General features: G+C 45.7%; 23 protein-coding genes, 2 tRNA genes and 1 pseudogene. 12 read left to right on the top strand and 14 right to left on the bottom strand.

The genetic code is table 11. The features are described from left to right. The first annotated feature begins 24 nt into the window (after positions 1-24). Positions 25-1,251 (top strand): FHA domain-containing serine/threonine-protein kinase, encoded by a 1,227-nt coding sequence (locus tag I1H34_RS10150; RefSeq protein ID WP_212665507.1) that lies wholly within the window; start codon positions 25-27, stop codon positions 1,249-1,251. A 121-nt stretch (positions 1,252-1,372) separates the two neighbouring features. Continuing rightward, positions 1,373-2,755: a glycoside hydrolase 100 family protein gene (locus I1H34_RS10145; RefSeq protein WP_212666219.1), complete on the top strand. Its 1,383-nt coding sequence runs from the start codon at positions 1,373-1,375 to the stop codon at positions 2,753-2,755. Positions 2,756-2,794: 39 nt separating this feature from the next. On the opposite strand, the gene msrA is transcribed toward I1H34_RS10145, so the two are convergent. Continuing rightward, positions 2,795-3,406, bottom strand: coding sequence for a peptide-methionine (S)-S-oxide reductase MsrA (msrA, locus tag I1H34_RS10140; protein ID WP_212666218.1), 612 nt, complete (start codon positions 3,404-3,406; stop codon positions 2,795-2,797). Between the two features lie 185 nt (positions 3,407-3,591). On the opposite strand from msrA, the gene I1H34_RS10135 reads away from it, so the two are divergent. Together I1H34_RS10135 and I1H34_RS10130 are read left to right on the top strand one after the other, a co-directional pair. Continuing rightward, positions 3,592-3,921 carry a hypothetical protein gene (locus tag I1H34_RS10135; protein ID WP_235108166.1) on the top strand — a complete coding sequence of 110 codons (330 nt, stop codon included), beginning with the start codon at positions 3,592-3,594 and terminating at the stop codon, positions 3,919-3,921. A 455-nt stretch (positions 3,922-4,376) separates the two neighbouring features. Then, positions 4,377-4,829, top strand: coding sequence for an FHA domain-containing protein (locus I1H34_RS10130; protein ID WP_212665506.1), 453 nt, complete (start codon positions 4,377-4,379; stop codon positions 4,827-4,829). Positions 4,830-5,531: 702 nt separating this feature from the next. On the opposite strand, the gene I1H34_RS10125 is transcribed toward I1H34_RS10130, so the two are convergent. The 3 genes from I1H34_RS10125 to I1H34_RS10115 form a co-directional block, all read right to left on the bottom strand. Then, on the bottom strand, positions 5,532-6,263 hold the full coding sequence (locus I1H34_RS10125; RefSeq protein ID WP_212665505.1) for a DUF7873 family protein: 732 nt from the start codon (positions 6,261-6,263) through the stop codon (positions 5,532-5,534). 310 nt (positions 6,264-6,573) lie between these two features. Then, positions 6,574-6,645: transfer RNA gene (locus I1H34_RS10120), tRNA-Thr, on the bottom strand. A 13-nt stretch (positions 6,646-6,658) separates the two neighbouring features. Next, positions 6,659-6,740 (bottom strand) — tRNA-Tyr (locus I1H34_RS10115). 196 nt (positions 6,741-6,936) lie between these two features. Here I1H34_RS10115 and rplI point away from each other — a divergent pair. Both rplI and dnaB read left to right on the top strand, forming a co-directional pair. After that, on the top strand, positions 6,937-7,395 hold the full coding sequence (gene rplI, locus I1H34_RS10110) for a 50S ribosomal protein L9 (protein ID WP_212665504.1): 459 nt from the start codon (positions 6,937-6,939) through the stop codon (positions 7,393-7,395). Between the two features lie 70 nt (positions 7,396-7,465). Further along, a complete protein-coding gene (gene dnaB / locus I1H34_RS10105) occupies positions 7,466-8,824 on the top strand; it encodes a replicative DNA helicase (protein WP_212665503.1) in 1,359 nt (452 codons plus the stop codon). A gap of 66 nt (positions 8,825-8,890) precedes the next feature. On the opposite strand, the gene I1H34_RS10100 is transcribed toward dnaB, so the two are convergent. Both I1H34_RS10100 and I1H34_RS10095 read right to left on the bottom strand, forming a co-directional pair. Then, positions 8,891-9,364 carry a DoxX family protein gene (locus I1H34_RS10100; RefSeq protein ID WP_212665502.1) on the bottom strand — a complete coding sequence of 158 codons (474 nt, stop codon included), beginning with the start codon at positions 9,362-9,364 and terminating at the stop codon, positions 8,891-8,893. 55 nt (positions 9,365-9,419) lie between these two features. Beyond that, on the bottom strand, positions 9,420-9,887 hold the full coding sequence (locus I1H34_RS10095) for a DUF4079 domain-containing protein (RefSeq protein ID WP_212665501.1): 468 nt from the start codon (positions 9,885-9,887) through the stop codon (positions 9,420-9,422). Positions 9,888-9,975: 88 nt separating this feature from the next. Between I1H34_RS10095 and I1H34_RS10090 the strand changes: the two genes are divergently transcribed. After that, entirely contained in the window at positions 9,976-10,689 is a 714-nt protein-coding gene (locus I1H34_RS10090) for an HAD family hydrolase (protein WP_212665500.1), read from the top strand. A 41-nt stretch (positions 10,690-10,730) separates the two neighbouring features. Here I1H34_RS10090 and I1H34_RS33075 read toward each other — a convergent pair. From I1H34_RS33075 to larE, 7 genes and pseudogenes are all read right to left on the bottom strand, one after another. Then, positions 10,731-11,431 (bottom strand): annotated as a pseudogene (locus I1H34_RS33075) (glutathione S-transferase family protein). Positions 11,432-11,493: 62 nt separating this feature from the next. Further along, positions 11,494-12,012 carry a macro domain-containing protein gene (locus tag I1H34_RS10080; protein WP_212665499.1) on the bottom strand — a complete coding sequence of 173 codons (519 nt, stop codon included), beginning with the start codon at positions 12,010-12,012 and terminating at the stop codon, positions 11,494-11,496. A 97-nt stretch (positions 12,013-12,109) separates the two neighbouring features. Then, the gene (locus tag I1H34_RS10075) at positions 12,110-12,592 is read right to left on the bottom strand and encodes a metal-dependent hydrolase (protein ID WP_396124649.1); all 483 of its coding nucleotides are present in this window, start codon (positions 12,590-12,592) and stop codon (positions 12,110-12,112) included. Positions 12,593-13,082: 490 nt separating this feature from the next. Continuing rightward, positions 13,083-14,009 carry a branched-chain amino acid ABC transporter permease gene (locus I1H34_RS10070; RefSeq protein ID WP_212665498.1) on the bottom strand — a complete coding sequence of 309 codons (927 nt, stop codon included), beginning with the start codon at positions 14,007-14,009 and terminating at the stop codon, positions 13,083-13,085. A gap of 101 nt (positions 14,010-14,110) precedes the next feature. Beyond that, positions 14,111-14,281 (bottom strand): hypothetical protein, encoded by a 171-nt coding sequence (locus tag I1H34_RS10065; protein WP_212665497.1) that lies wholly within the window; start codon positions 14,279-14,281, stop codon positions 14,111-14,113. Positions 14,282-14,296: 15 nt separating this feature from the next. Then, a complete protein-coding gene (locus I1H34_RS32110) occupies positions 14,297-15,145 on the bottom strand; it encodes a hypothetical protein (RefSeq protein ID WP_249369969.1) in 849 nt (282 codons plus the stop codon). A 231-nt stretch (positions 15,146-15,376) separates the two neighbouring features. Beyond that, a complete protein-coding gene (gene larE / locus I1H34_RS10055) occupies positions 15,377-16,201 on the bottom strand; it encodes an ATP-dependent sacrificial sulfur transferase LarE (RefSeq protein ID WP_212665496.1) in 825 nt (274 codons plus the stop codon). Between the two features lie 131 nt (positions 16,202-16,332). Between larE and rpsO the strand changes: the two genes are divergently transcribed. The 4 genes from rpsO to I1H34_RS10035 are packed head-to-tail and all read left to right on the top strand — an operon-like array spanning position 16,333 to position 18,935. Further along, positions 16,333-16,602 carry a 30S ribosomal protein S15 gene (gene rpsO, locus I1H34_RS10050; RefSeq protein WP_212665495.1) on the top strand — a complete coding sequence of 90 codons (270 nt, stop codon included), beginning with the start codon at positions 16,333-16,335 and terminating at the stop codon, positions 16,600-16,602. A gap of 18 nt (positions 16,603-16,620) precedes the next feature. Then, on the top strand, positions 16,621-17,244 hold the full coding sequence (locus I1H34_RS10045) for a PAM68 family protein (RefSeq protein ID WP_212665494.1): 624 nt from the start codon (positions 16,621-16,623) through the stop codon (positions 17,242-17,244). Between the two features lie 11 nt (positions 17,245-17,255). Next, positions 17,256-18,314 (top strand): 3-deoxy-7-phosphoheptulonate synthase, encoded by a 1,059-nt coding sequence (aroF, locus tag I1H34_RS10040; RefSeq protein WP_212665493.1) that lies wholly within the window; start codon positions 17,256-17,258, stop codon positions 18,312-18,314. Between the two features lie 21 nt (positions 18,315-18,335). Further along, positions 18,336-18,935, top strand: coding sequence for a DUF924 family protein (locus I1H34_RS10035; RefSeq protein ID WP_212665492.1), 600 nt, complete (start codon positions 18,336-18,338; stop codon positions 18,933-18,935). 28 nt (positions 18,936-18,963) lie between these two features. Here I1H34_RS10035 and I1H34_RS10030 read toward each other — a convergent pair whose 3' ends face one another. Further along, the gene (locus I1H34_RS10030) at positions 18,964-20,052 is read right to left on the bottom strand and encodes a class I SAM-dependent methyltransferase (protein WP_212665491.1); all 1,089 of its coding nucleotides are present in this window, start codon (positions 20,050-20,052) and stop codon (positions 18,964-18,966) included. Between the two features lie 261 nt (positions 20,053-20,313). Between I1H34_RS10030 and I1H34_RS10025 the strand changes: the two genes are divergently transcribed. Next, positions 20,314-22,347, top strand: coding sequence for an NAD(P)/FAD-dependent oxidoreductase (locus I1H34_RS10025; RefSeq protein ID WP_212665490.1), 2,034 nt, complete (start codon positions 20,314-20,316; stop codon positions 22,345-22,347). Positions 22,348-22,382 lie beyond the last annotated feature (35 nt).

Raw genomic sequence — 22,382 nt, 5'->3', positions numbered from 1 at the left:
TCTTTGACTGATTAATTTTGCAATGTGGTTACATTAACCCTTCTTGACCCCACCAATAAGGCTCCTATCAAACAATGGCTGTTCACCACGTCTAAGCAGATTAATATTGGCCGTTCTTCCGATAATCACATTGTCCTCAGAGACATACTGGTGTCTCGGTATCATCTTGAACTGCGTCTGAGCAAACAGCTAGAGTCCTCCTTTACCTGGCAACTCCATAGTCTGGGCAGCAATGGAACGTTTGTAAATGGAAAACTGACGAACCAGGCAGAACTCAACGATGACACAATTATTCAGCTAGGATTGACGGGGCCGATTTTGAGATTTCAGCAGCAACTTCCCTACCAGATTGGAGCCAAACGTCAATCGGCGACCACTCGTTCCCAGAATTCTTCCTGCTCCCATGAGGGTAATTTGCCAGGCAACCTTTTTTGCGTGCATTGTGGTCAATCCCTTAAGGTTCTCCAGACGCTTGGTCCTTACGAAGTCATGAAGGTCATTGGCATGGGAGGCATGGGAACCACTTTCTTGGTGCGGCACCAGGATGATAAGAGTCAAAAACCTCAGCTTCAGGTGCTCAAGGAAATGAATGCCGATATGGAAAAAATTCCTAAGGCACAGGAATTATTCAAGCGGGAAGCTCGGATGCTGAGATCTCTCCAGCACTCTGGTATTCCCCGGTTATACGATTTCTTTACCGAGAACGATAAACAATATCTCGTGATGGAGCTGATTCACGGCCAAGATTTAGATCGGTGGGTAAATCAGCATGGCCCGTTACCACCGCATCAGGTGTTGCAGTGGATGATTCAGGCCTGTGACATTTTGGACTACATTCATTGTCATAATCCACCGATCATTCATCGAGATCTGAAGCCCGGTAATATTCTGGTGCGGAATCGAGACAGCCAAGTTTTTATTATTGATTTTGGAGCTGTTAAAGAAGCAAGCCTTGTCCCCGGAACCCGGATTGCGGTTGAGGGTTATAGTGCACCAGAACAGGGATTAGGTCGTCCCACGATTCAATCGGATCTCTACGGTATTGGTGCAACTCTTTTATTCCTGATTACAGGTCAAAGTCCACTGCAATTTTACAAAAACCTGGGTCATGGCTATCGGATTGAATTGGCGAATATCCTGAGCATTCCAACTCAGATCAAAGCCATTATTGAAAAAGTGACCCATCCCCATCCGGATCATCGCTTTCAAACTGCGAAGGAACTTCAGCAAGCTCTAAAAAACTGTCTATAGCTGCTGTTTACGCGGCTATAGTAATCCTCCCAACTCGATGGGTATCCTGAGTACTATCCAACGGGAGCATCAGTTTTGGAACCCTGTTCCCACCTAGACCAGCTGCGTCTGAGAGGGCATGATGTCTGAACTACCGATTATCCAAATGGCAGAAAAGCTCCATGAGTCTGCCATTATCTATTATCAGGATCGCCCTGTAGGTACGATTGCCGCTCAGGATTCAGACGCGGATGCCCTCAATTACGATCAGTGCTTTGTGCGGGATTTTGTCCCTTCCGCCTTCGTTTTTTTGCTGCAGAAGCGACATGATATTGTTCAAAATTTTTTGGTAGAGACGTTAGCTTTACAAAAGCAGGTTCGGCGAGTGGATGGTTTTGAGGTTCCTTTAGGATTGATGCCTGCCAGTTTTAAAGTGCAAACGGAAGCAGGGCGTCAATATCTCACTGCTGATTTTGGCGACCATGCGATTGGTCGGGTGACACCGATTGATTCGTGTTTATGGTGGATTATTGTACTGCGAGCTTATGTGAAAGCGTCTGGAGATACTGCTTTAGCAAAGCGGCCCGATTTTCAGGAAGGGTTACATCTAATTCTCAAGCTTTGCCTCAGTTCACAATTTGAGATGTCGCCCACTTTATTGGTGCCTGATGCAGCCTGTATGATTGACCGCCGGATGGGGATAGATGGCCATCCGTTAGAAATTCAAGCATTGTTTTATGGGGCCCTGCGGTCAGCCAGGGAATTATTGACACCCACCTCAGAAGGAGAGAATTGGATTCGCAAGATTAATGATCGCCTTCAGGCGCTCCTGTTTCGAGTGCGTAACTACTATTGGCTAGATCTAGACAAACTGAATGAAATTCATCGCTATAAAGGGGATCAATTTGGGGAGTCGGTGATGAATAAATTCAATATTTATCCGGATTCCATTCCTTACTGGCTAACGGAGTGGATGCCAGATTGGGCTGGCTATTTAGCCGGAAATCTAGGTCCTAGTCGGATGGATTTTCGCTTCTTTGCTTTGGGCAATTTAATGGCCATCATGACCTCTATGGCTGATTCCACTCAAAGCCAGCAAATCATGGATCTGATTGAACTACAGTGGGACGATTTAGTTGGGCGGATGCCGATGAAAATCTGTTTTCCGGCGGTTGAAGGGTTAGAGTGGCGGATTACGACGGGTTCGGATCCTAAAAATACCCCCTGGTCCTATCACAATGGCGGCAGCTGGCCCGTGTTGCTGTGGATGCTGATGGCGGCTGCCATTAAAACCAAACGTCAAAAATTAGGGGAACAGGCTTGGATGACGGCCTCCTACCGATTTGAAGAAGATGAATGGCCCGAATATTATGACGGCAAGAATGGGCGTTTGGTCGGTAAATCTTCTCGAAAATATCAGACCTGGACCATTGCTAGTTTTTTGTTGGCGACGTTGCTCCAAGACAACCCTGAGCAGATTGCTCCGTTTATCTTTGAGGAAGAGGATAGTACAGAAGCCAATTAGCTCTAATTGGTCTGATGCCTAGCTCCTATAGTTACTGTGCTAGCTATCTTCTTCTCCCCAGAGTTTGGTGAGTCGCTGATCTCGGCCACAGCTATACCGATAAAAGCGATACTTGTTGGAGTTGGTTTGATAATAGTTCTGATGATAGTCTTCTGCCAGATAAAAGGTTGCTGCTGTGACAATCTCCGTGACGATGGGCGTGGCAAATTTACCAGAGCTATCTAATTCAGCTTTAGATTTTTCGGCTAGGGCTTTTTGCTCATCTGAATGGTAGAAGACATTGGTGCGGTATTGGTCGCCGCGATCGCAAAATTGTCCCCCGGCATCTAATGGATCAACATTTTGCCAAAACGCCTCCAGAAGGGTTTCATAGCTGACTTTACTGGGGTCATATTCCACCTGCACAGATTCGGCATGACCAGTTTTTCCTGACGATACTTCTTTATAGGTGGGATTCAGTTTTTTACCGCCGGTATATCCTGATGTAGTGGATACGACACCATCGATGACATCAAAAGGCTTCTCCATGCACCAGAAGCATCCGCCTGCAAAGGTGGCCTTGGCGAGGTCTTGGGCTTCAGCCGCCATGCCTATGGGGCCTAGCCAAGTGATTAGAGACAATAATGCGATCGCAAACCAGCGTTTGATCATCTTTCGTTCCATCTGTCATGCCTTATCTATCGTAATCAGAACTGACCCAAGCTACACAAATTTGATCTAACTATCCTCAAGCACCAGCACGACCGAAGTACTGGTATTGTCATCCAGAGCAGCTTTCATGAAAGAATTTGAATTGAACCATTATGTAAATTGTCTCCTTCCTTCATCGAACTACTATGGAAAATCTTGAACAAGAACTAGAAGCTCTAAGGCAAGAAAATACACTGTTACAGGGTTTAATGACGGGAGGATACGCCTATTTCTTGCATCACTTTATAGTTGGGCATCAGAGTGAAATGGGGCTATCGGCAGAAGCCTGTGAGAAAATTGTGATAGATGCTCTACGGCGGGTCTTATCCACCCAGGATCGGTTTCAATGTGAATACCTGAGCGAGATTGAAGCTATTCTCAACAAAATGACAACTGTGGTACCCATGGAGCCTTATCTTCAAAAAGTTCCGCCGCCTGAAACGCCTGATCATCCAACAGCCAGTGACTCAAACTGAATGGGTTGTATAGAGTCAGAACCCCAACAAAAATGTTGCCCATAATCTACAGACATGGCCATCGCTTGGCATTTGTTGATCATATTGATTTGCTCTTTCATGCTCTGCAAACTACAAGTGTTAGTGGAGTTGTACAGGGCTAATTTCAAGCCTATTGACCCTAAGAAATACACTATCCTATTTTTTTCGGATCATGGCCAGAATAAGCGAAATCATATGGATCTTGAGCTGAAGATTCCAAATGGGATAATCGTTTAACTTCTAAGAATGAATATAGTCTCAGTTTTTTTGAAGTCAGGCTTATATTTATGAGATGGCTTAAGAATATTGACAAAAAATCTGTGATATAAATCACGTTCATTTTTGCTAAATATCACTGTAATAGAAAAACAGTTGTCTTACGTATTTCAAGCGAAAGAAAACTCAGGTATTTGGTATATACATATAGAAATAGTATGCGTCAGCAAACACATCACTTCAAGCAGCATCATTATCTTGTTGTTAATACAAAACCTAAAAAGATAGTCACATTAATGAATTGGAAATATACCATTGGTCGGGATTCATCTAATGACATAGTAGTGGCCAACGATATGATTTCACGTATCCATGCAACTGTAGAGAAGATATCTGATTTAAGTCAAGGAACCTATCAATATCAACTGATTGATGGAACAGTTAATGGTAAATCGAGTTTCAACGGTGTCTTTGTCAATGGCAACCGTGTTCAGAGTCACACTCTAGTTAATGGCGATCGAATTTTATTTGGAGGAGTGGTCAAAGCGGTTTTTCATTCATCTAGTCGGCTCATAAATAAAGAGGAATTTTTTGCTGATTTTTCGCAGATCACTCAATATAGTTGCTCATCCCGATTAGATGAGAATGAGGCGACAACGATTATGTTGTAATTAGTAGGTAGAAATACATTAGGATAGATTTTTTATTAAATTTACAATTATCTCTTTTGTGGTGACTGCCAGAAATTACAGTAATCAGCAAGTATTTTTCTATGTAAGAATTTCTTAATAAGCTCAAGGCAGGAATTAGACCAGTGTTCTTTTAAGCAAAAGACACTTTTTGGAATTTAATTCACCCAATTCCGAGACTGTCAATAACTCTTTTTTTACATCAATTGAAACCTATATCTTTTTATAGAAGTACTTCGGAGATGCTCTTAATCCAGGCTAGGATCTCATTATGAAATACCATCGCCGAAAGTGAGTATAGCTAAAGACAAACCCCAGCAAATACCACCTGCCGGGGTTCAGTGTATAAGAGCCACTTGCTTGAGACTATTTTATGTCCGGTTAAAGCTCAATCAGTTTAATACAAGGGTGTTTTGCCATTAAACTACCCGCTCAAGATTTGGGGAGCGGGACGAGAGTTGAACTCGTATATCCCATGTGTTGTTGAACTTTGGTTGATTCACAAGAGTGGATTTTAGATTAAGACTAGAGCAATAAACTGAGTTTGATTTTTTAGTCTTAATGCATCAAAAGCTGCTTTACCAATTAGCACACTCTCGCCTATCAGTGCGAGAGGGAGGATTTGAACCATCCAATCACCTTTAAGATACTGAATCTAAATCTATGCTCACACTCAATCTAACCTTACCTAAATAAATAGTCAAAAATGTTATTCGATATAGTTCTTTGACTTACTTCGATGCTATTTGCTTCTTCTCTAGCCTTGATTACAGCTTTTTGAAGTACATCAAGTCGAAGCCGCATTTCATCTAGTTCTGACTGTGGCAAAGCACCAGAGAACTTAACCAAAGACCAGGTCCCCTCAACCACATCGTTCGTAACTTCTTTGACTTGGGCAGGGTGATGTTCTGTTGCCTCAGCAGCAATCACAAACTCTTGCACCTTCTTTGTCTTAGTGGTCTCTCGGGGGCGAGTGACATAAAATCCTCGGTTAGAGTCATATTCCCAGTCCTCATCAATGGGCAAGGTAGGGATATGGCTGAGAAAGGTTCTGATATCGGTCAACTGCTTGTCTAAAAACATCAAGTATGTGACCGGGACATCGGACGCAATCACTGTGTCGTCATCCAAGGTTATGTTGGCTCTTGCTGAGGTATTAGCTTCATCTTGGGTTAAAGCACTATCAAATAAGTCCTGGCAGGCTTTTGAGAAGGCTTCTAGTGCCTCCCCTGCCTTATATGTGACCTTCTGAGATTCCGGGGGATAAACATGGCCTTCTTCATCCTTTGGTGAGTAGGTCCGCGATAAGCCTTGAAATAGTTCAGGTTTCTGAGTCTGTTTGTATATCTTTGTCTTCTCGTCTGCAGCTCTTTTTTTCACTGACTGCATGACAGCAATAAGCTGATTAAGCTTCATAAAATCACCTCTCGATTGTCAAAATTAAATATTTCTTGATTACTTCTGTAGGGATTAATGAAAGTCCCTGTTTCTGGAGACGCTACTAGTATTGCCAGGGCTAGACAACAAAACTCATGTACCTCCCGATAAATCTCAAGAGAGTATTGAAAAACTGATCAATTGCAGTCCTATACGAGGATCAATGTCATCTCGACAGCACTATGATGTTGACCTCGGGAGCAGCGTTTGAACAAATTAAAAAGAAGAATGACACCCAAGCCATTCATAAAAGCTGCTGAAACACTGAATCTATAAGGTTTGTAGTCAAAGCCCATGACCGGGATTGAACCGGTGACCTCACCCTTACCAAGGGTGTGCTCTACCACTGAGCCACATGGGCAAATTATTGACAATGGGCCGGGCTGGATTTGAACCAGCGTAGGCGTAGCCAGCGGATTTACAGTCCGCCCCCATTAACCACTCGGGCACCGACCCCTACTTTGTCAACAGTTTTGGATTCTAGCACATCTCCATTGCATCCACGCAAACAGTTTTAAAAAATCACCAGTTAATAGAACTCTCCAAATCAGTGGCTCTTACGATATTCGAAAATTGACATTGCCAAAGCACCTCCAAGTTGGGTATGATCAAGTGCTTTCACTGAAATTTATGTATCGACGCACTTAGGGCTATGGGAAAACGCGTTCAGCTCGTATTGAATGAAGATGTCAGAAAACTAGGTTATTCAGGAGACCTAGTAGAAGTTGCGCCTGGATTTGCCCGCAACTATTTAATTCCGAAGGGAATCGCTTATCGAGCCACTCCTGGTGTACTCAAGCAGATTGAGTATCGCAAAGCCGAAGAACTCAAGCGCTTAGAAGGCATTAAGGACGAGGCCGCGAAACAAAAAGTCGCCCTCCAAACCATTGGCACCTTCCGCATTGAGCAAAAAGCAGGCGAAGAAGAGATGCTATTCGGTCGAGTCACCTCTCCTGACGTTGCCGAACTCATCGCTAATATCAGCGGTTTCGAAATCGATAAGCGAGGCATCGATATCCCCGATATCCGCAAGCTGGGAACTTACTCCGTGGATATTAAACTCCACCCAGAAATAATTGCTACTGTCAAAGTGGAAGTTGTTCCTCTATAAATACTAGGGTGCTGGCACCTCCCAAGTCAGATTATCCTCTAACTAAAGGGATTTACCTGTTGGCATACCTATGGTTTACGAGCTAGATTTTCAGCCTGCTAGCGATCGCTTACCCCCACAGAATGTTGAAGCCGAAGAATCCATTCTGGGGGGTATTCTTCTGGACCCCGAAGCCATTGGCCGAGTTGCAGATTTACTGCGACCCGAGACCTTTTATCTCAGTGCGCATCAAGAAATTTATCGTGCCGCACTGAATCTTCATGGCCAAGGCAGCCCCACTGATTTGATGTGTGTGACCGCTTGGCTGCAAGATCATGATCTCCTCGACAAAGTGGGAGGCCAAGGCAAGCTAGCTCAGTTGGTGGATCGCACGGTCAGCGCCATTAATATTGACCAATATGCGGCCCTGATCAAAGACAAGTTTTTGCGGCGGCAGTTGATCAAGGGAGCGACAGAGGTCATGCAACTGGCCTATGACACCTCCAAAACCTTGGAAACGGTTCTGGACGAAGCTGAACAACAAATTTTTAACGTTACCCAAGATCGGGTTCGGCAAGGATTGGTCGCCACGGAAGATATTTTGGCGAGTACCTTCGCTGATTTAGAACAGCGATCTTTAGGGCAAGTCTTACCAGGATTATCCTGCAACTTCTACGATTTGGATGCCATGACCCAAGGTTTCCAGCGGTCAGATTTGATTATTGTGGCGGGTCGTCCTGCCATGGGTAAGACGGCACTCGCCCTACAAATTGCTCGTCAAATTTGTGAAATCCATAATTTGGGCGTCGCTATCTTTAGTTTGGAGATGTCTAAAGAGCAGTTAGTTCAACGGATGCTGGCTGGAGAGGCCGGTATTGACAGTAACTACCTGCGGGCTGGACGGATTAATCAAACCCAGTGGGAACCCCTGAGTCGAGCCATTGGTAAGCTCTCTCAGCTCTCGATTTATATTGATGATTCGCCTAATCCCTCGATTACGGAACTGCGGTCCAATGCTCGACGCCTACAATCAGAGCATCCCGAAGGCTTGGGAATGATTTTATTAGACTATCTCCAGCTCATGGGCGGGGAGGCTACAGATGGGCGTGTGCAGGAAATTTCTAAAATTACCCGAGCTTTGAAAGGCTTAGCTCGTGAGCTAAATGTCCCGGTTGTGGCCCTATCTCAGCTTAGTCGGGGTGTAGAATCCCGGACCAACAAACGTCCTTTGATGTCTGACTTAAGAGAATCTGGTTCCATTGAGCAGGATGCAGATTTAATTGTTCTTCTGTATCGGGATGATTATTATGATCCTGACAGCGCGGAGAGAGGCATCTGCGAACTCAATATTGCCAAACACCGAAACGGTCCTGTGGGTACGGTAAAACTGCTGTTTGAACCCAAGCTAACCCGCTTTTTTAATTTGGCAAAATCGGAAGGAATGGGTTGATGCCTCAATGAAAAAGCACCCAGTTTAAGGACCGGATGCTTTTTCAAATATTGGTAAAATCTGAGATTAATCGTTAGATCCGTTGAGTTGCTTGCTAATCAGCGCATCGAGAGAATATTGCCCCCCGCCATTGACGAGGAAAAATAGAAACGCACAGGCATAAAGGGTGGCGGTTTCAAAAGACCCAATTTGCAGGCCATCGACTTTGAGGTGGAAGTAAATTGCCATGGCCATGGTGAAGAACAAAGACAAGGCTGCAGGCCGACTCAGCAGACCTAAAATCAGCAGAATGGAGCCGATGATTTCGGCATAGGCAGAGCAATAGGTGAGAAACACGGGAAATGGGAGGCCCATGCCATTAGCAACCACGTTGGTGGCAAACCCGTCCACATCGGCTAGCTTATCCAAGCCATTGTGAATCATGAAAAAGCTCACGACGACTCGCAAGATCGTCAAGGCTACTTGGAACCAAACGGTCGTGTCCGAGGTGGACTGAAATAAAAGTGTGAGCCAACGATTGGAACTTGCTGTAGAGGTCATATCTATTGAGGTTAGGTGAACTTATGTTAACAATATTATGTTGTGGCAAGGGTTTCTAGCCCTGTTCGATAATCCGTTGCACAATTTGCATACCGGTAAGTGCCTCCCAACCGAAGAGGCCTAGAATCAATATACTCAGCCATAAATGGACATTGCGAGCGGTTTGACTCCCCCGCTGCATCAGGGGAGTGAGACTGGCAAGAATTGCTACAAGTCCTGTCATGCCCAACCCTGCTAATAGGTGAGCTCCCACAAATAGCTTGCCGTTGTTGATATAGGTGACTCCCATACCGCCAATTGCCCCAAGGACCATGACTGATAGCAACAATGCCCCAATTTGGTGATGTTTGATATTGAACCGCTGCTTGATCAGGGATTTACGCAGATCTTTATCTGTGGTGGTGCGAGTGGTGCGAATCTTCAGCCCTAAAGTCATTGCATAGATACAGATGCCTAATAATGTCCACATCAGGACTGGATGAATGAAGGTATAGGTCCAGTACAAGAGTTTTGACAAAGTCATAGGGCAAAAGGCAGGCAGGATGCTTAAATAAACTTTATAAAAGTTAGCATGTTTTCTACGGTGTGTTCAGTTTTGGATCCTTTGCCTTATGAATGAACCAGCTTCTATTTCTCCTCAAAGTCAGGTCGTTGCGAATTCTACATTGCCTTTGCAAGCCCTAATTTTCGATATGGATGGGGTTCTTTGCGATACGATGCCCTATCACCTGGATGCTTGGCTGCAATATAGTGCGACGATTCCAGAATTAGCCGTGGCTAGCCGAGACCGTTTAGAGCAAATGGGGGGAAAACGGAATGAAGATCTGTTGCCTGAGTTGTTAGGACATCCTGTTTCTGATGCCGATATTCAGCGCTGGGGGTCTGAGAAGGAAGCCGTTTATCGCTCTTTAATCAAGGATGAGATTCAGTGGATGCCGGGGCTAATTTCATTTTTGCAACAGGCTCAGGCCGCAGGGCTCAAGCTAGGATTAGGAACCTCTGCCTGTCGGGAAAATGTGGACTTATTGATGGAGCAAGATCAACTCGGGGGCTTCTTTGCTGCCCAGGTGATCGAAACGGATGTGGAACGAGGCAAACCTGATCCTCAGTGCTATCTGTTAGTGGCAGAACGGTTGGGGGTTTCACCGGATCAATGTTTGGTATTTGAAGATGCGATCGTAGGTACGCAAGCGGCGCGAAATGCGGGAATGCGATGCTGGGGTGTCCTCACCACTCACTCAGAACCAGAACTGAAACAGGCGGGTGCTGAATACTGTATCCAAGACTTTACCGATCCGGCTCTCAAATCACTAGCAAAAGGATGAGTCACCATTGAACGACTGATTGTCAGGGCATTGGTGCGACTTTATGGCGGCCCCATGGTTTTGATAAATGCTGGCCGCTTTGAGAGGCGATTGAGATAGGTGTCTACAGCTGGGTAGTCACTGAAATTTAGAGACAGCCCGAGTTTGGCATAGTACAAGTATGAACCTACTGCTACATCTGCTGCGCTGAGTTCAGAGCCAAGGATAAAGGGCTGTTGTTCAACGATGTCATTTAAAGGTGCCAGTAATCTGGGCATTTCTCGCTCTCGTCGATCTTTGCGAAATAGTCCGGGTCCTAGGGTTGCATTAGCGAAGATGACCCATTGATTTAGGATGGCTCGTTCTTCGATAGACTGTGGTTCTTTTCCATATTTATCTGACAAATAAAGGAGAATGGCGCCAGATTCCCATAACTTAAAAGTTCCATCTACTATGGCTGGAACTTTTAAGTTATGGGATTGATGGTTAGAAATTTAGGCTGTCGCTGTTCTTGGCCTCGGATATCTAAAGAAACATACTGATACGGGACTGCTAGTTCTTCGAGATACCATTATACTAATGGAGATCGGGTTCAAGGACCTCCATAGAGTAATAAATCAGCCTGTTTCTGTGCAGATGTTGAAGGAATTAAAGACGAGTTTTGTGCTATTGCCTGTTTTGGATTTTGTAATATAGGCTGACTCATGCCGATAAGGCTGAGGGTCAAGAAAATCATCTTTTTGATCAGCATTAGTTGTGTCATATTCTTAATAATAAGAATCACTCGATTATTATTTCCCTCCTATAGCACAAAAAGTTGTGCTATCAAGCTGGGGAACAATATAACCACTTCCTGTAAGCCATTGCCATCTCCTGGGCTGCAAGAGTAGGTTCAACACAACCGATACCTGTTCCTAGCCCCGGACAGAAAATTTTGCCAATGTGTGGATATTGTGAAGCTAAATTCAAGATAGCTATCATTGCATAAAAACAGTTTTTCGAAGGTATTGCTTCTGGAGTTACCATTGTTGGCGCGGCAATCATATACGGTATTCGGTGGTGATCTGTTTTTATGATTTCAGCGCAGCCAATGGGTAAATATCCTTCTAATCTTTTTTCGATTATCTTATGCAGTGTTGTCTGTGTTTTTAATCCGAAGAACTTGATATATAAATTATCAATTCCTCCATCCATATATCCATAACTATTGGCTGGGGAAACAATCGTATCTTCAGCGATCGAAAGGATATCTCCTGGGTGAATAAACACCCCTTCAATATGGGCAAAAGAGGTTTGCCAAGCCGTGACTACAGCTGGATTTTGATCAACAAGATGGAGTTCCATGTGATAAGGGGCACTAAGAATTTTTTGTCTGAATCATTACTCTATGTTGTATCGGATGATGTAGGGGGGAGACCGCCATCACCCTCAGGAGATGGTGCTAGCGACTTAACCCATAGGCCCAATTCATGAAATAGGCCGACACTGACAAGAGCAGGCTAATAATTCCCCATCTCCACACGGATAGTCTTTTGTATTGGCTAATGATTAGGCCACAGCTTAAGGGAATCAGTGCGCCCATTTCAATGCCTAAGTTGTAGTAGAAATAGTAGTTGGACAGGCTGGGCTTGCCTGCACTGGGAAGGAGACCGAATGGGAGCTTAAATACATTGCTGTTGATAGGCCACAGTAGGGGCAAAGCAGTGACGCCCACTAAAAGGTCTAAGCCGATGTGGGACAAACTTGCTAAGGTCAACTGTGCTGTGGCCTTGGAGAGGGATTTGCGATCGCATCCCAATACTCTCAGACAAACAATGGTGAGAGTGGGTAAAAGCAGAGCGCAGCAGAGGGAATGAGTAATGCACAATCCTGCATTGGCACTGGGATATAAGAAAGGTACAACATAATCGAAGTCAGGTGCGATCGCAACTACAACCAGCTAGAACATCCACAGCAGTCTTGCCCAGGATGTTGCTAGAAAGCAGGAATACTTATTCGTAACCCCGACCGTTAATCCAGCCAAGCTATGGCCAATTAATGAAGACATTGTTTTCCGTTAATATGCCGAGATCTTACGGTGAATTGTGACTGGCGCGGATACCCACCACTGACAAGGTATCTGTCCATAGTCCATAAAGGTAGGCTATGGCTTAAGCAAAGAATCTAGAAATTTGACCGTATTGATCAACTGCTATTTCCAATAACGATATTGGAGCATACTCAATATCTTTTGAGTTAGTGATAAACGGTAGAAGACAATTAGCGAAAGTAAATTTATAAGAATTACTTCAAATTTTTAGAGAGCAGTAGTCACATAAAGCAAGGATAGTTGAAGAACTCCTCCACTAAATACAAGAAATATCCACAGAAACTTATTTCTAGATTTAGAGAAGAATAATCTTTGTCAAAAATCCTTAAATCGTTCCTCTAAATAGTCCCTGTGGGCGTACGAGGAGGACTAACACCATTGCTAAAAGCGCGATCGCAAGTTTGTATTCCGTGGGGAGCCAGTAGGTGCTTACTTCTTGAGCGATACCGATGACCATTGCACCTGCGATCGCACCATAGGGATTGCCAATCCCTCCCAGTACCACCGAGGCAAACATGGGCAAAATCAGAAACCAGCCCATATTCGGTCGCACTGCTGTAATCAGACCATACATGCCTCCACTCAAAGCCGTTAAGCCTCCGGCTAACACCCAGGTCCACAGCACCACCCGGCTGACATCAATCCCTGAAACACTCGCAAGATCAATATCATCCGCCACGGCTCGCATCGCCTTTCCGATTTTGGTGTACTGCAATAAGCAATGCAGACCGACCACTGCCAAGATTGCCAGACCAATCACGATCAAACGGTAATAGGGGATTTTAACCACGCCCAAAATTTCAGCGGCCTTGGCCACAGGCAAGTTATAGCTTTTATTGCCCCCACCCCAGATAAAGATAATGCCGTTGCGAATAAACAACGCCAGACCAATCGAAATAATGATCAGCGTCGTGGATGTGGCTCTGCGATCGCGCATCTTGGCCCAGATCAGAAACTCGCAAACCAAGAATCCACCAATCGTAACGATCGTAGCGAGAATAATCGAGATCCAAACATTGGCTTGGGCAAACAAACTATCTAACCAGTCCACCCCAAATACCACGTGATTTAGAACTTGGGTATTAAACAGATAGGTCAGAAACGCCCCCGTGGTCATAAAGTCCCCGTGGGCAAAATTCGGCAAACGGAGAATGCCATAGGTTAAGGTCAGACCGACTGCTGCTAGGGCAATAATGCTGCCCACAGCAATTCCGTTAATAAATAGCTGTGCCAGATCTAGGACTAGATCCATTCCTACTGTTCCTGTTATGGGTCAATGACTAGGGGATTTCTCTGGCTAGTTCCAGCTTAAGAATCAATGCCATACTCCCTAAGCAAGAAAATCATACAGCTTCAAGTTCCAGAACGGATGGGATTCGGATCTAGCTCAATCGTAAAAATTCCAGACTGGTATCGTTCTTTTCCCATTACTAAATATTTGAATAAACAATACTGAATGGAAACCTGCTGTTTTGACTCCCCTCGGCGTAGCAACTCAAACCGATCGTTTTGTTCCGCCCCCATCAGCAATACCAGGGCTTATGGACATCGATAGCGAACTAAAGGATTATCATCACTGATCGCAGTCAGAGTATTTTGATCCTCTGAAAGCTGAAATTCTCTTTCAGTCAGCCACGTTTCACCTTCACCGGATAACTCAATTTTCACTTTCAGAGTTGTCTTCCCATCACTTACAACCTCTTGAATAGGCCCCTGACTTTCATAAAACTGAATCTGTTTAGACACTATCTTAAGCCTAGTCTCACTGACCGGGGAACTACATTGTTCTAAGTCAGCCTGCCATATCCCTTGAAATGCTTGAGGAATTTCCTGATACTGCTTTACTTGAGCCAAAGTACTGTTGGAACATCGATAGCGAACTAAAGGGGTATCGCCACCGATCGCAGTGAGAGTATTTTGATCATCCGAAAGCTGAAATTCTCTCTCAGTCAGCCACGTTTCGCCTTCACCCGATAACTCAACCTTCACTTTCAGGGTTGTCTGTCCATCACTGACAACCTCTTGAATTGGCCCTTGGCTTTCATAAAACTGAATCTGTTTAGGAGATATCTCAAGCCTAGTCTCACTGACCTGAGAACCACATTGCTCTAAGTCAGCCTGCCATACACCTTGAAACGCTTGAGGAACCTCCTGATACGGCTTTACTTGAGCCAAAGTACTGTTGGCCGTATCGGTCGTTTTTTCAGGTTGTTCTGGAACTACAGCATTGCCAGTACTGGGTGATTCAGTCCTGGGTGATTCAAGTCTTGGCGATGATGTCTCGGGGGTTTGACTTGTGGAACACCCTCCAATCACCACCATTAGAGAAGTGATACAGACGAGGGGAACTCCCCTAAAGTATTGGGATAAGCGTTTAGGATTCAGCATGGGTTGAAAATTTTATTTTCCCACCATAACAACATTGAGAAGAGTGATTGCAACCGTGATAACCAAGATTTTCTCAAAGGGATCTAGGCTGTGACTATATCCTAGTGAAGAAAACAGGTGCAACACTGTCCTATAACTTTGGCATGAGAAATAAATTTTAGGTGCAATAAATTAGGTGTAAACCACTGTAAATTAGGTGCGAATATCTCTATTTTTTGGAATTTAGAGCGTTTAAGGCATTGACGAAACCAAAGGCAGTTCCTGATTGAGTTTGCCGCTGACAAAGCCTTCTAAATCAAGAGTGACGTAAATAAATCCATAGGTTTTAAACGCTGAAACCAATTGAGGGAGTTCGGTCTGATGGGTAAACGTTTGAATGTCAGCAGCAGGAAGTTCGATTCGGGCCGTATCACCTTGAGATCGCACCCTTAACGTCGACCAACCCAACTTGCGAAGATAGCGTTCTGCCTGGCCTACCCGTCGCAGCTTCTCAACCGTAATTTCTTCCCCATAGGGAAAGCGAGAACTCAAGCAAGGTTGAGCCGGTTTGTCCCACCAGGATAAACCCAATAGCTTCGAAATTTCTCGTACTTCAAGCTTCGTGATCCCCACCTCTGCCAGGGGTGATCTCGTGCCTCGCTCCTTCGCCGCCCGAATTCCGGGGCGGTAATCTTGGAGATCATCCGCATTCACCCCATCCACCACATAGGCATAGCCCAATTCTGTAGCCAGGGGCTTTAAAGTGTCATAGAGTTCGCTTTTACAGAAATAGCAGCGATTCACCGGATTCGTCGTGTAATTGGGATTGTCCATCTCATGAGTCGCAACGACTCGATGGGGAATGCCCATGTCTGCCGCCTGCACCTGAGCATCTTCAAAATCTTCTGGCAGCAGTGACGGCGAATTGGCAGTAATGGCTAGAGCTTGATCTCCCAGCACATCAAAGGCCACTTTTGCCACTAAAGTGCTATCGATGCCCCCTGAATAGGCAATCAGGGCACGTTCCATTTGGGCAAAGAGGGTTTGCAGTTGTTGTAGCTTATCCTGAACCGTCATCAGCCCTATGTTATGACTCCTGTTTCTTCAGTCTAACGGTCCTCTAGGAAAAAGGTTATTTAGCAAAAACGGTTGAGATAACCAAGAGTGATTATGATAGAATTAGCGTTTTGAGAAATCACGGATCGCGTATGGCTTTGTTGCAAGAAAAGAAACACGAAATTATTGATGCCTATCAAGTCCATGAGACTGATACAGGTTCAGCAGACGTCCAGGTTGCCATGCTAACTGAGCGGATCAGCAAGCTGAGTGACCATCTCAAGACCAACAAAAAAGACCATTCTTCCCGCCGGGGTCTTTTGAAAATGATTGGTCAGCGTAAGCGCCTGTTGACCTATATCATGAAAAAAGATCAAGCCCATTACCGTGAGCTAATTAAACGCTTGGGTATTCGGGGTTAACGGTACTTTTTTTATCCCATGGCTCCCAAAACTGAAGGTAATAACGCCAATAACAAAACTGGCTTCGGTTTAGACTTAGCCGAGGCTTCGGCTACTGATAACAAGAAGAAAGCCAAATCTGCTCCTAATCTGTCTGCTAAAGCTTCTAAGTCGAAGAAAAAGCAGAAAAAAGCAAAAGGGTCAAAGCGAGACGCTCCTTCTTCTATTATTCCTAAAGTTGTTAGCAACCGGATGATTCGGCGTGTTGGGATCTTTTCTGGCATCCCCACACTATTCGCTTTTTTAACTATCCCAGCTAGCTATTTGGTCACGGAGCGAGGGTGGATAGATTTTCCCAGCACCGTAGTGTTATTTATTAGCATTACCTGCCTGGGACTCGGTCTCGTAGGCGTTAGCTATGGGATCATTTCTGCTTCCTGGGATGAAGGCCTCGACGGATCTGCCCTGGGGATTAGCGAGTTCAGACTGAACTTAGGCCGGATCCAAGAACGTCGCAAATTCCAAAAGGAAGATCGAAAGCGTCTCAAAGAAGAAAAAGCGCAAGCAGAAAAAGAAGCAGCCAAAGCAGAGAAGGCGTCTGCTAAAGCAGAATCAACCGAACCTACAGCCGAAGCCTCTGAAGAGGAGTCAGCTAGCTCGTAAGGAGTACCCCCATGATCATCGTCTTCAAAAGCGGTGCACCTGACGCAGAAATTCAGTCCCTCGATCAAGAAATGCGGGATTGGGGGCTGACGCCAGAGAAAATTGTGGGGCAACATAAGGTTGTTATTGGCCTCGTCGGTGAGACGGCTGAACTCGATCCCGATCAAATCAAGGATTTAAATCCTTGGATTGAATCAGTGCTGCGGGTCGAGAAACCCTATAAACGGGTTAGCCGAGCATTTCGCCATGGAGAAGCTAGCCGCATAGAGGTACCGACCCCTAAAGGATCTGTGTTCTTCGGTGAGCAAGATCCAATTGTGCTCGTTGCCGGTCCCTGCTCTGTAGAAAATGAAGCCATGATTGTGGAGACGGCCCAACGAGTCTCTGCAGCCGGAGCATCTTTTTTGCGCGGTGGAGCCTATAAACCACGCACCTCTCCCTATGCCTTCCAAGGCCATGGTGAAAGTGCCTTAGGTCTATTGGCTGCTGCCCGTGAGGCATCAGGTCTGGGAATTATTACCGAAGTAATGGATACAGCCGATGTCGAGAAAGTGGCTGATGTAGCTGATGTGCTCCAGATTGGAGCCCGCAATATGCAGAATTTCCCCCTCCTCAAAGCAGCTGGGGCACAACCCAACCCCGTGTTACTCAAGCGAGGGTTATCCGCCACCATTGATGAATGGCTGATGGCTGCAGAATATATCTTGGCAGCAGGGAACGCCAATGTGATTCTGTGTGAGCGAGGCATCCGCACCTTTGATCGGCAACATTTACGGAATACCTTGGATCTCGCAGCAGTCGCCGTATTGCGCACCCTTACCCACTTACCCATCATGGTTGATCCCAGTCATGGCACGGGTTGGGCACAGTTTGTTCCGGCATTGGCAAAAGCTGCGATCGCAGTCGGTACTGATTCCCTAATGATTGAAGTCCATCCCAACCCAGCCAAAGCTCTGTCCGACGGCCCCCAATCTTTGACCCCCGATCAGTTTGATGCCTTAACCCAAGAGTTAGGGGTGATTGGTCATGCAGTCGGTCGCTGGCCTCAAGCCCTTGCAGCCAAAGCCTAAGACTGTTTTTAGGATGGAAAAATGGAATCTCCTGAAACCATCTGCGAATTTTGGTTTGGACCCAGCCAGGATGACTTAGAAGTCGCCCAACAACAGTCCAAGCTCTGGTGGTCAAAAAATCCTGACGTTGATACGGCAATCAAAGCCCGCTTCTCTAGGTATCTCGCCAAGACTGCCAGGGGTGAACTAGAGGTATGGCAGCAGACCCCGCTCGGCACATTGGCGTTGATTTTGTTGACGGATCAGTTCTCTCGCAACATGTATCGGGACACAGCAGAAGCGTTTGCTTATGATGCGATCGCAAGAATGCTCTGTAAACAAAGCTTAAAAGATGGGATCGATCAATCCTTACGTCCCATACAGCGAGTGTTTTTTTACATGCCTTTAGAGCACTCTGAATCCTTGGCAGACCAAGAACATTGCATTCAACTCTTCCAACGCCTTGCAGCAGAATGCGAACCACCCTTAAAGGATACCTTTGAGCGCTATATTGACTTTGCAGTTCGGCATCGAGATATCATTGACCGCTTTGGCCGATTTCCTCACCGCAACGCCATCCTTCACCGAAACTCAACCCAGACCGAAATAGAGTTCCTACAAACCCCTGGATCATCATTCTAGAAGTGTATGGTTGAGACCATCAGCCATACTAGGCAGGTTTACGAGCAGTAAAATATTTACTCATAAAATGTACGTCTGTCTCAATATCTACAAAACCCGCATTCTGAAGACGTTCGACAATATTATCGGTGCTGTAATGACGGTAGTAGGGTTCATGCATCATCGCTGGGAAGCCATCGATTGCTGTTTTAAGTTCTGGAGAATCATCTAGCTGAATGGAATCACAAATCACGAAAGTCCCTCCTGGCTGCAGTACTCGGAAACATTCATTCATCACGTTTTGTCGTGCTGGTGCAGGTAATTCATGGAACAGAAAAACGCTACTGACACCGTGAAAATAGTTATCCACGTAAGGTAAGGACTCGGCATTGGCCTGCAACAACTGAGGTAAACTGCCTCGATCCTGCGAGAGCAGTCGATTCGTTTTTTGCAAATAAGTGCGAGACAAATCTACACCAGATAAAGCGGCCTCAGGAAAAGTTCTCCGTAACTGCTTCAACGTCCGTCCAGCACCACAAGGAACATCCAAGATCCGAATCTGGCTGGCAGGAATAGCGGAGAATGCAGCTAATCCGTTTTTTAGCGGGGCCAGAATCCGACGGCGCATGGCATCAGCCGTACCGCCAAATAGGAGTTCAACCTGCAAGTCATAAATTTCAGCAGATGTTTCACTCAGATAGCCATCGGTTTGGTGGTGAAAATTCTGAATATAGTATTGGGGATAGCTATCAACATCAATCCCAGGGGAAAAATCCTGGTAGTTTTTTTGATCAGCTCTTGCCCAAGTTTGAGGCGCATCTAACCAAACTTGAGGGTAAAGGCGAAAAAACTCTTCCCAAGGATTATCAAACAGCAAACTGATGGGATAGACCCCTAACTGGGCATCTTGCCAGTCTTTTTCCATCAAGTCTGCTTGGCGATGTTGGAGGTATGCAAGGGTCTCATCATCTAGGGAATCTACCTTACCTAAACCAGGATAGAGCGTGCTTTTTAGGTTGCCTAAGACTTGACGATGAACGGCACCAAATGCGTTCTTACCTCGTTGCATCGTCTCGTAAGCAAGTTTAGCTATAGGTTCAGCTACAGGCAGATCAAAAGGATTAGGTAAGGCTTGCATGACTCTTCATAAAACTTTATATTTCTATTTATCATAATTCATTTTGCAAAAGCGAAATAACAAAGTACGCCAAGAGTCAAAATTAGCTTATGGTGTGGTTAGCTGTGCTATTTTATGAGCCTAGCGTCGATATCTCGTGGTTTTGATCCTTCACCCATCAGTGCAGAACAACCTATGTTCTTGTTCTCAAACATCAATCTACAGCGCAGTTGCACATAAGGTTTATCGCCAATAAACCGTTTCTCTTCGATACATCAGGGTATGCAAGAACTTTCCTATTTAGAAATTCCCACGCCGAATACTGACGCTGTTAGACATTGGTTGCAATCTTCTTATACTTACCCCTCAGGCCAAAAGCGGTCGACACCTTCCGGTTGCCGGTTACAGTTCCCAGGGCAGTCTAGCGAACTGGCCATCGTTGTATGGTCACTGCAACGAACCACTTATCTCAAGGTGTTTCGCTGGGGTTCTGGGCCAGTACCGCAGGAAAAGAAGCTGGTTAAAGGACTAGAGCAGGCGTTAAGAACCCACTTTCCCTATTACTACCCTAAGCCCCCCGCTATTGATTTAGAGCAAGAGTCGATCTTCGCAGCCTTAGCCAAGGATTATCCGCGTACCGTTCAATATTTTCAACGGTTTCCGAATGGTGAATATGATCTGACTCGGGCCTACTGGTGGGAGCAACGCTGGCGCGAAGGCGTCCGCCAACCTAAGCAACCTCGGCAAGTAGTGTTTTCCAACGCTGAATCGAGTGCACCTGAGTATGATTTAGTTTATTTGGGCGGTGCCCTCGGGGTCATTCACGCTGCAGTCATGGCTCGCCTGGGATATCGCGTTCTCCTGATCGAGCGGTTACCGTTTGGACGGATGAATCGGGAGTGGAATATCTCCCGCAGCGAGTTTGCTAATCTAATTGACTTGGGATTGTTCACCCCTGCTGAATTTGAAAGTTTGATCGCCTCTGAATATGTAGATGGCTATCACAAGTTCTTTGATGCCAACAATCCATCCCAGTGCCAAGCCCCTGTCTTAACAACGCCGACGGTTCTCAATATTGCCATTGACTCGGAACAGCTGCTGCGATTATGCGGTGACAAGCTTAGACAAGCAGGGGGAGAAATTTGGGACCAAACCGAATTTCAGCGAGTGGATATAGGCGATGCAGCCTGTGTGCAGACCGTTCATCTTCCTAGTGGTACAGAGAAAACAGTCACAGGGCGCTTGCTGGTAGACGCGATGGGAACGGCCTCCCCCATCGCCTGGCAACTCAATGGGGGACGTTCCTTTGACAGCGTCTGTCCTACTGTGGGGGCAGTCATTTCTGGGTTAGATCGCGAAGTCTGGGACGCCCGCTATGGGGATGTGCTCAATAGCCACGGAGATATCTCCCGAGGACGGCAGTTAATTTGGGAGCTATTCCCTGGGAAAGGGGATGAGCTAACGTTCTATCTGTTCCATTACCATCAGGTCCATCCCGACAATCCCGGTTCTTTGCTGGAGATGTATGAGGACTTTTTTACAATCCTGCCGGAGTACCGCCGTTGCGATTTAGATGACCTGAATTGGATCAAGCCAACGTTTGGCTATATCCCAGGACATTTTAGTTTGGATAGTTCCGATCGCACCATCGCATTTGATCGACTCATTGCGATCGGAGATTCGGCATCCTTGCAATCTCCCTTGATTTTTACAGGGTTTGGCTCCTTAGTCCGCAACCTCCCCCGGTTAACGGACTTACTCGATACTGCTCTTAAACACGATTTGCTACAGGCAAAACACCTCAACCAAATTCGGGCCTACCAAAGTAATGTGGCCGTTACCTGGTTATTTTCACGAGGGATGATGGTACCCACGGGTAAACATCTGCCCCCTGAGCGCGTGAATTCTATGCTCAATACTTTCTTTGGCATCCTAGAGGAAGAAGATCCAGAAGTAACAGAGGCATTTATCAAAGATCGATTTGGCTGGCTTCCCCTCAATCGGATGGCTCTCAAAGCGGCTTTTATAAATCCCGCTCTACTCCTGTGGATTTGGATCGTAGTGGGTTCCAAAGACTTAATCCGCTGGCTTGGCAGCTATTGGAGTTTTACCGTCGATGCCTTCGGCAATGCATTGCTTCGGTCCTGGTTTCCGCGAATGATTCGCTGGCTGCAGCCTTTACTGGAAGAGCGTTTTCCCCAACTTTGGCTAAGCCTACTCGCTCGCAGTTATGCAGTGACCTATTCCTTAGGACAGGCCCGCGTGGAACAAGTCCTCAAGCCACAGCCTAAATCTGAACCTGCAATTGTAAAGTAGGTATTGACCGTAACAATTTCGCAGATATTACTCGA

This window comes from Acaryochloris marina S15, assembly GCF_018336915.1.
Classification (GTDB): Bacteria; Cyanobacteriota; Cyanobacteriia; order Thermosynechococcales; family Thermosynechococcaceae; genus Acaryochloris; species Acaryochloris marina_A.
The sequence above is the reverse complement of the archived record's forward strand: the minus strand, read 5'-3'. Positions and strand labels throughout refer to the sequence as shown.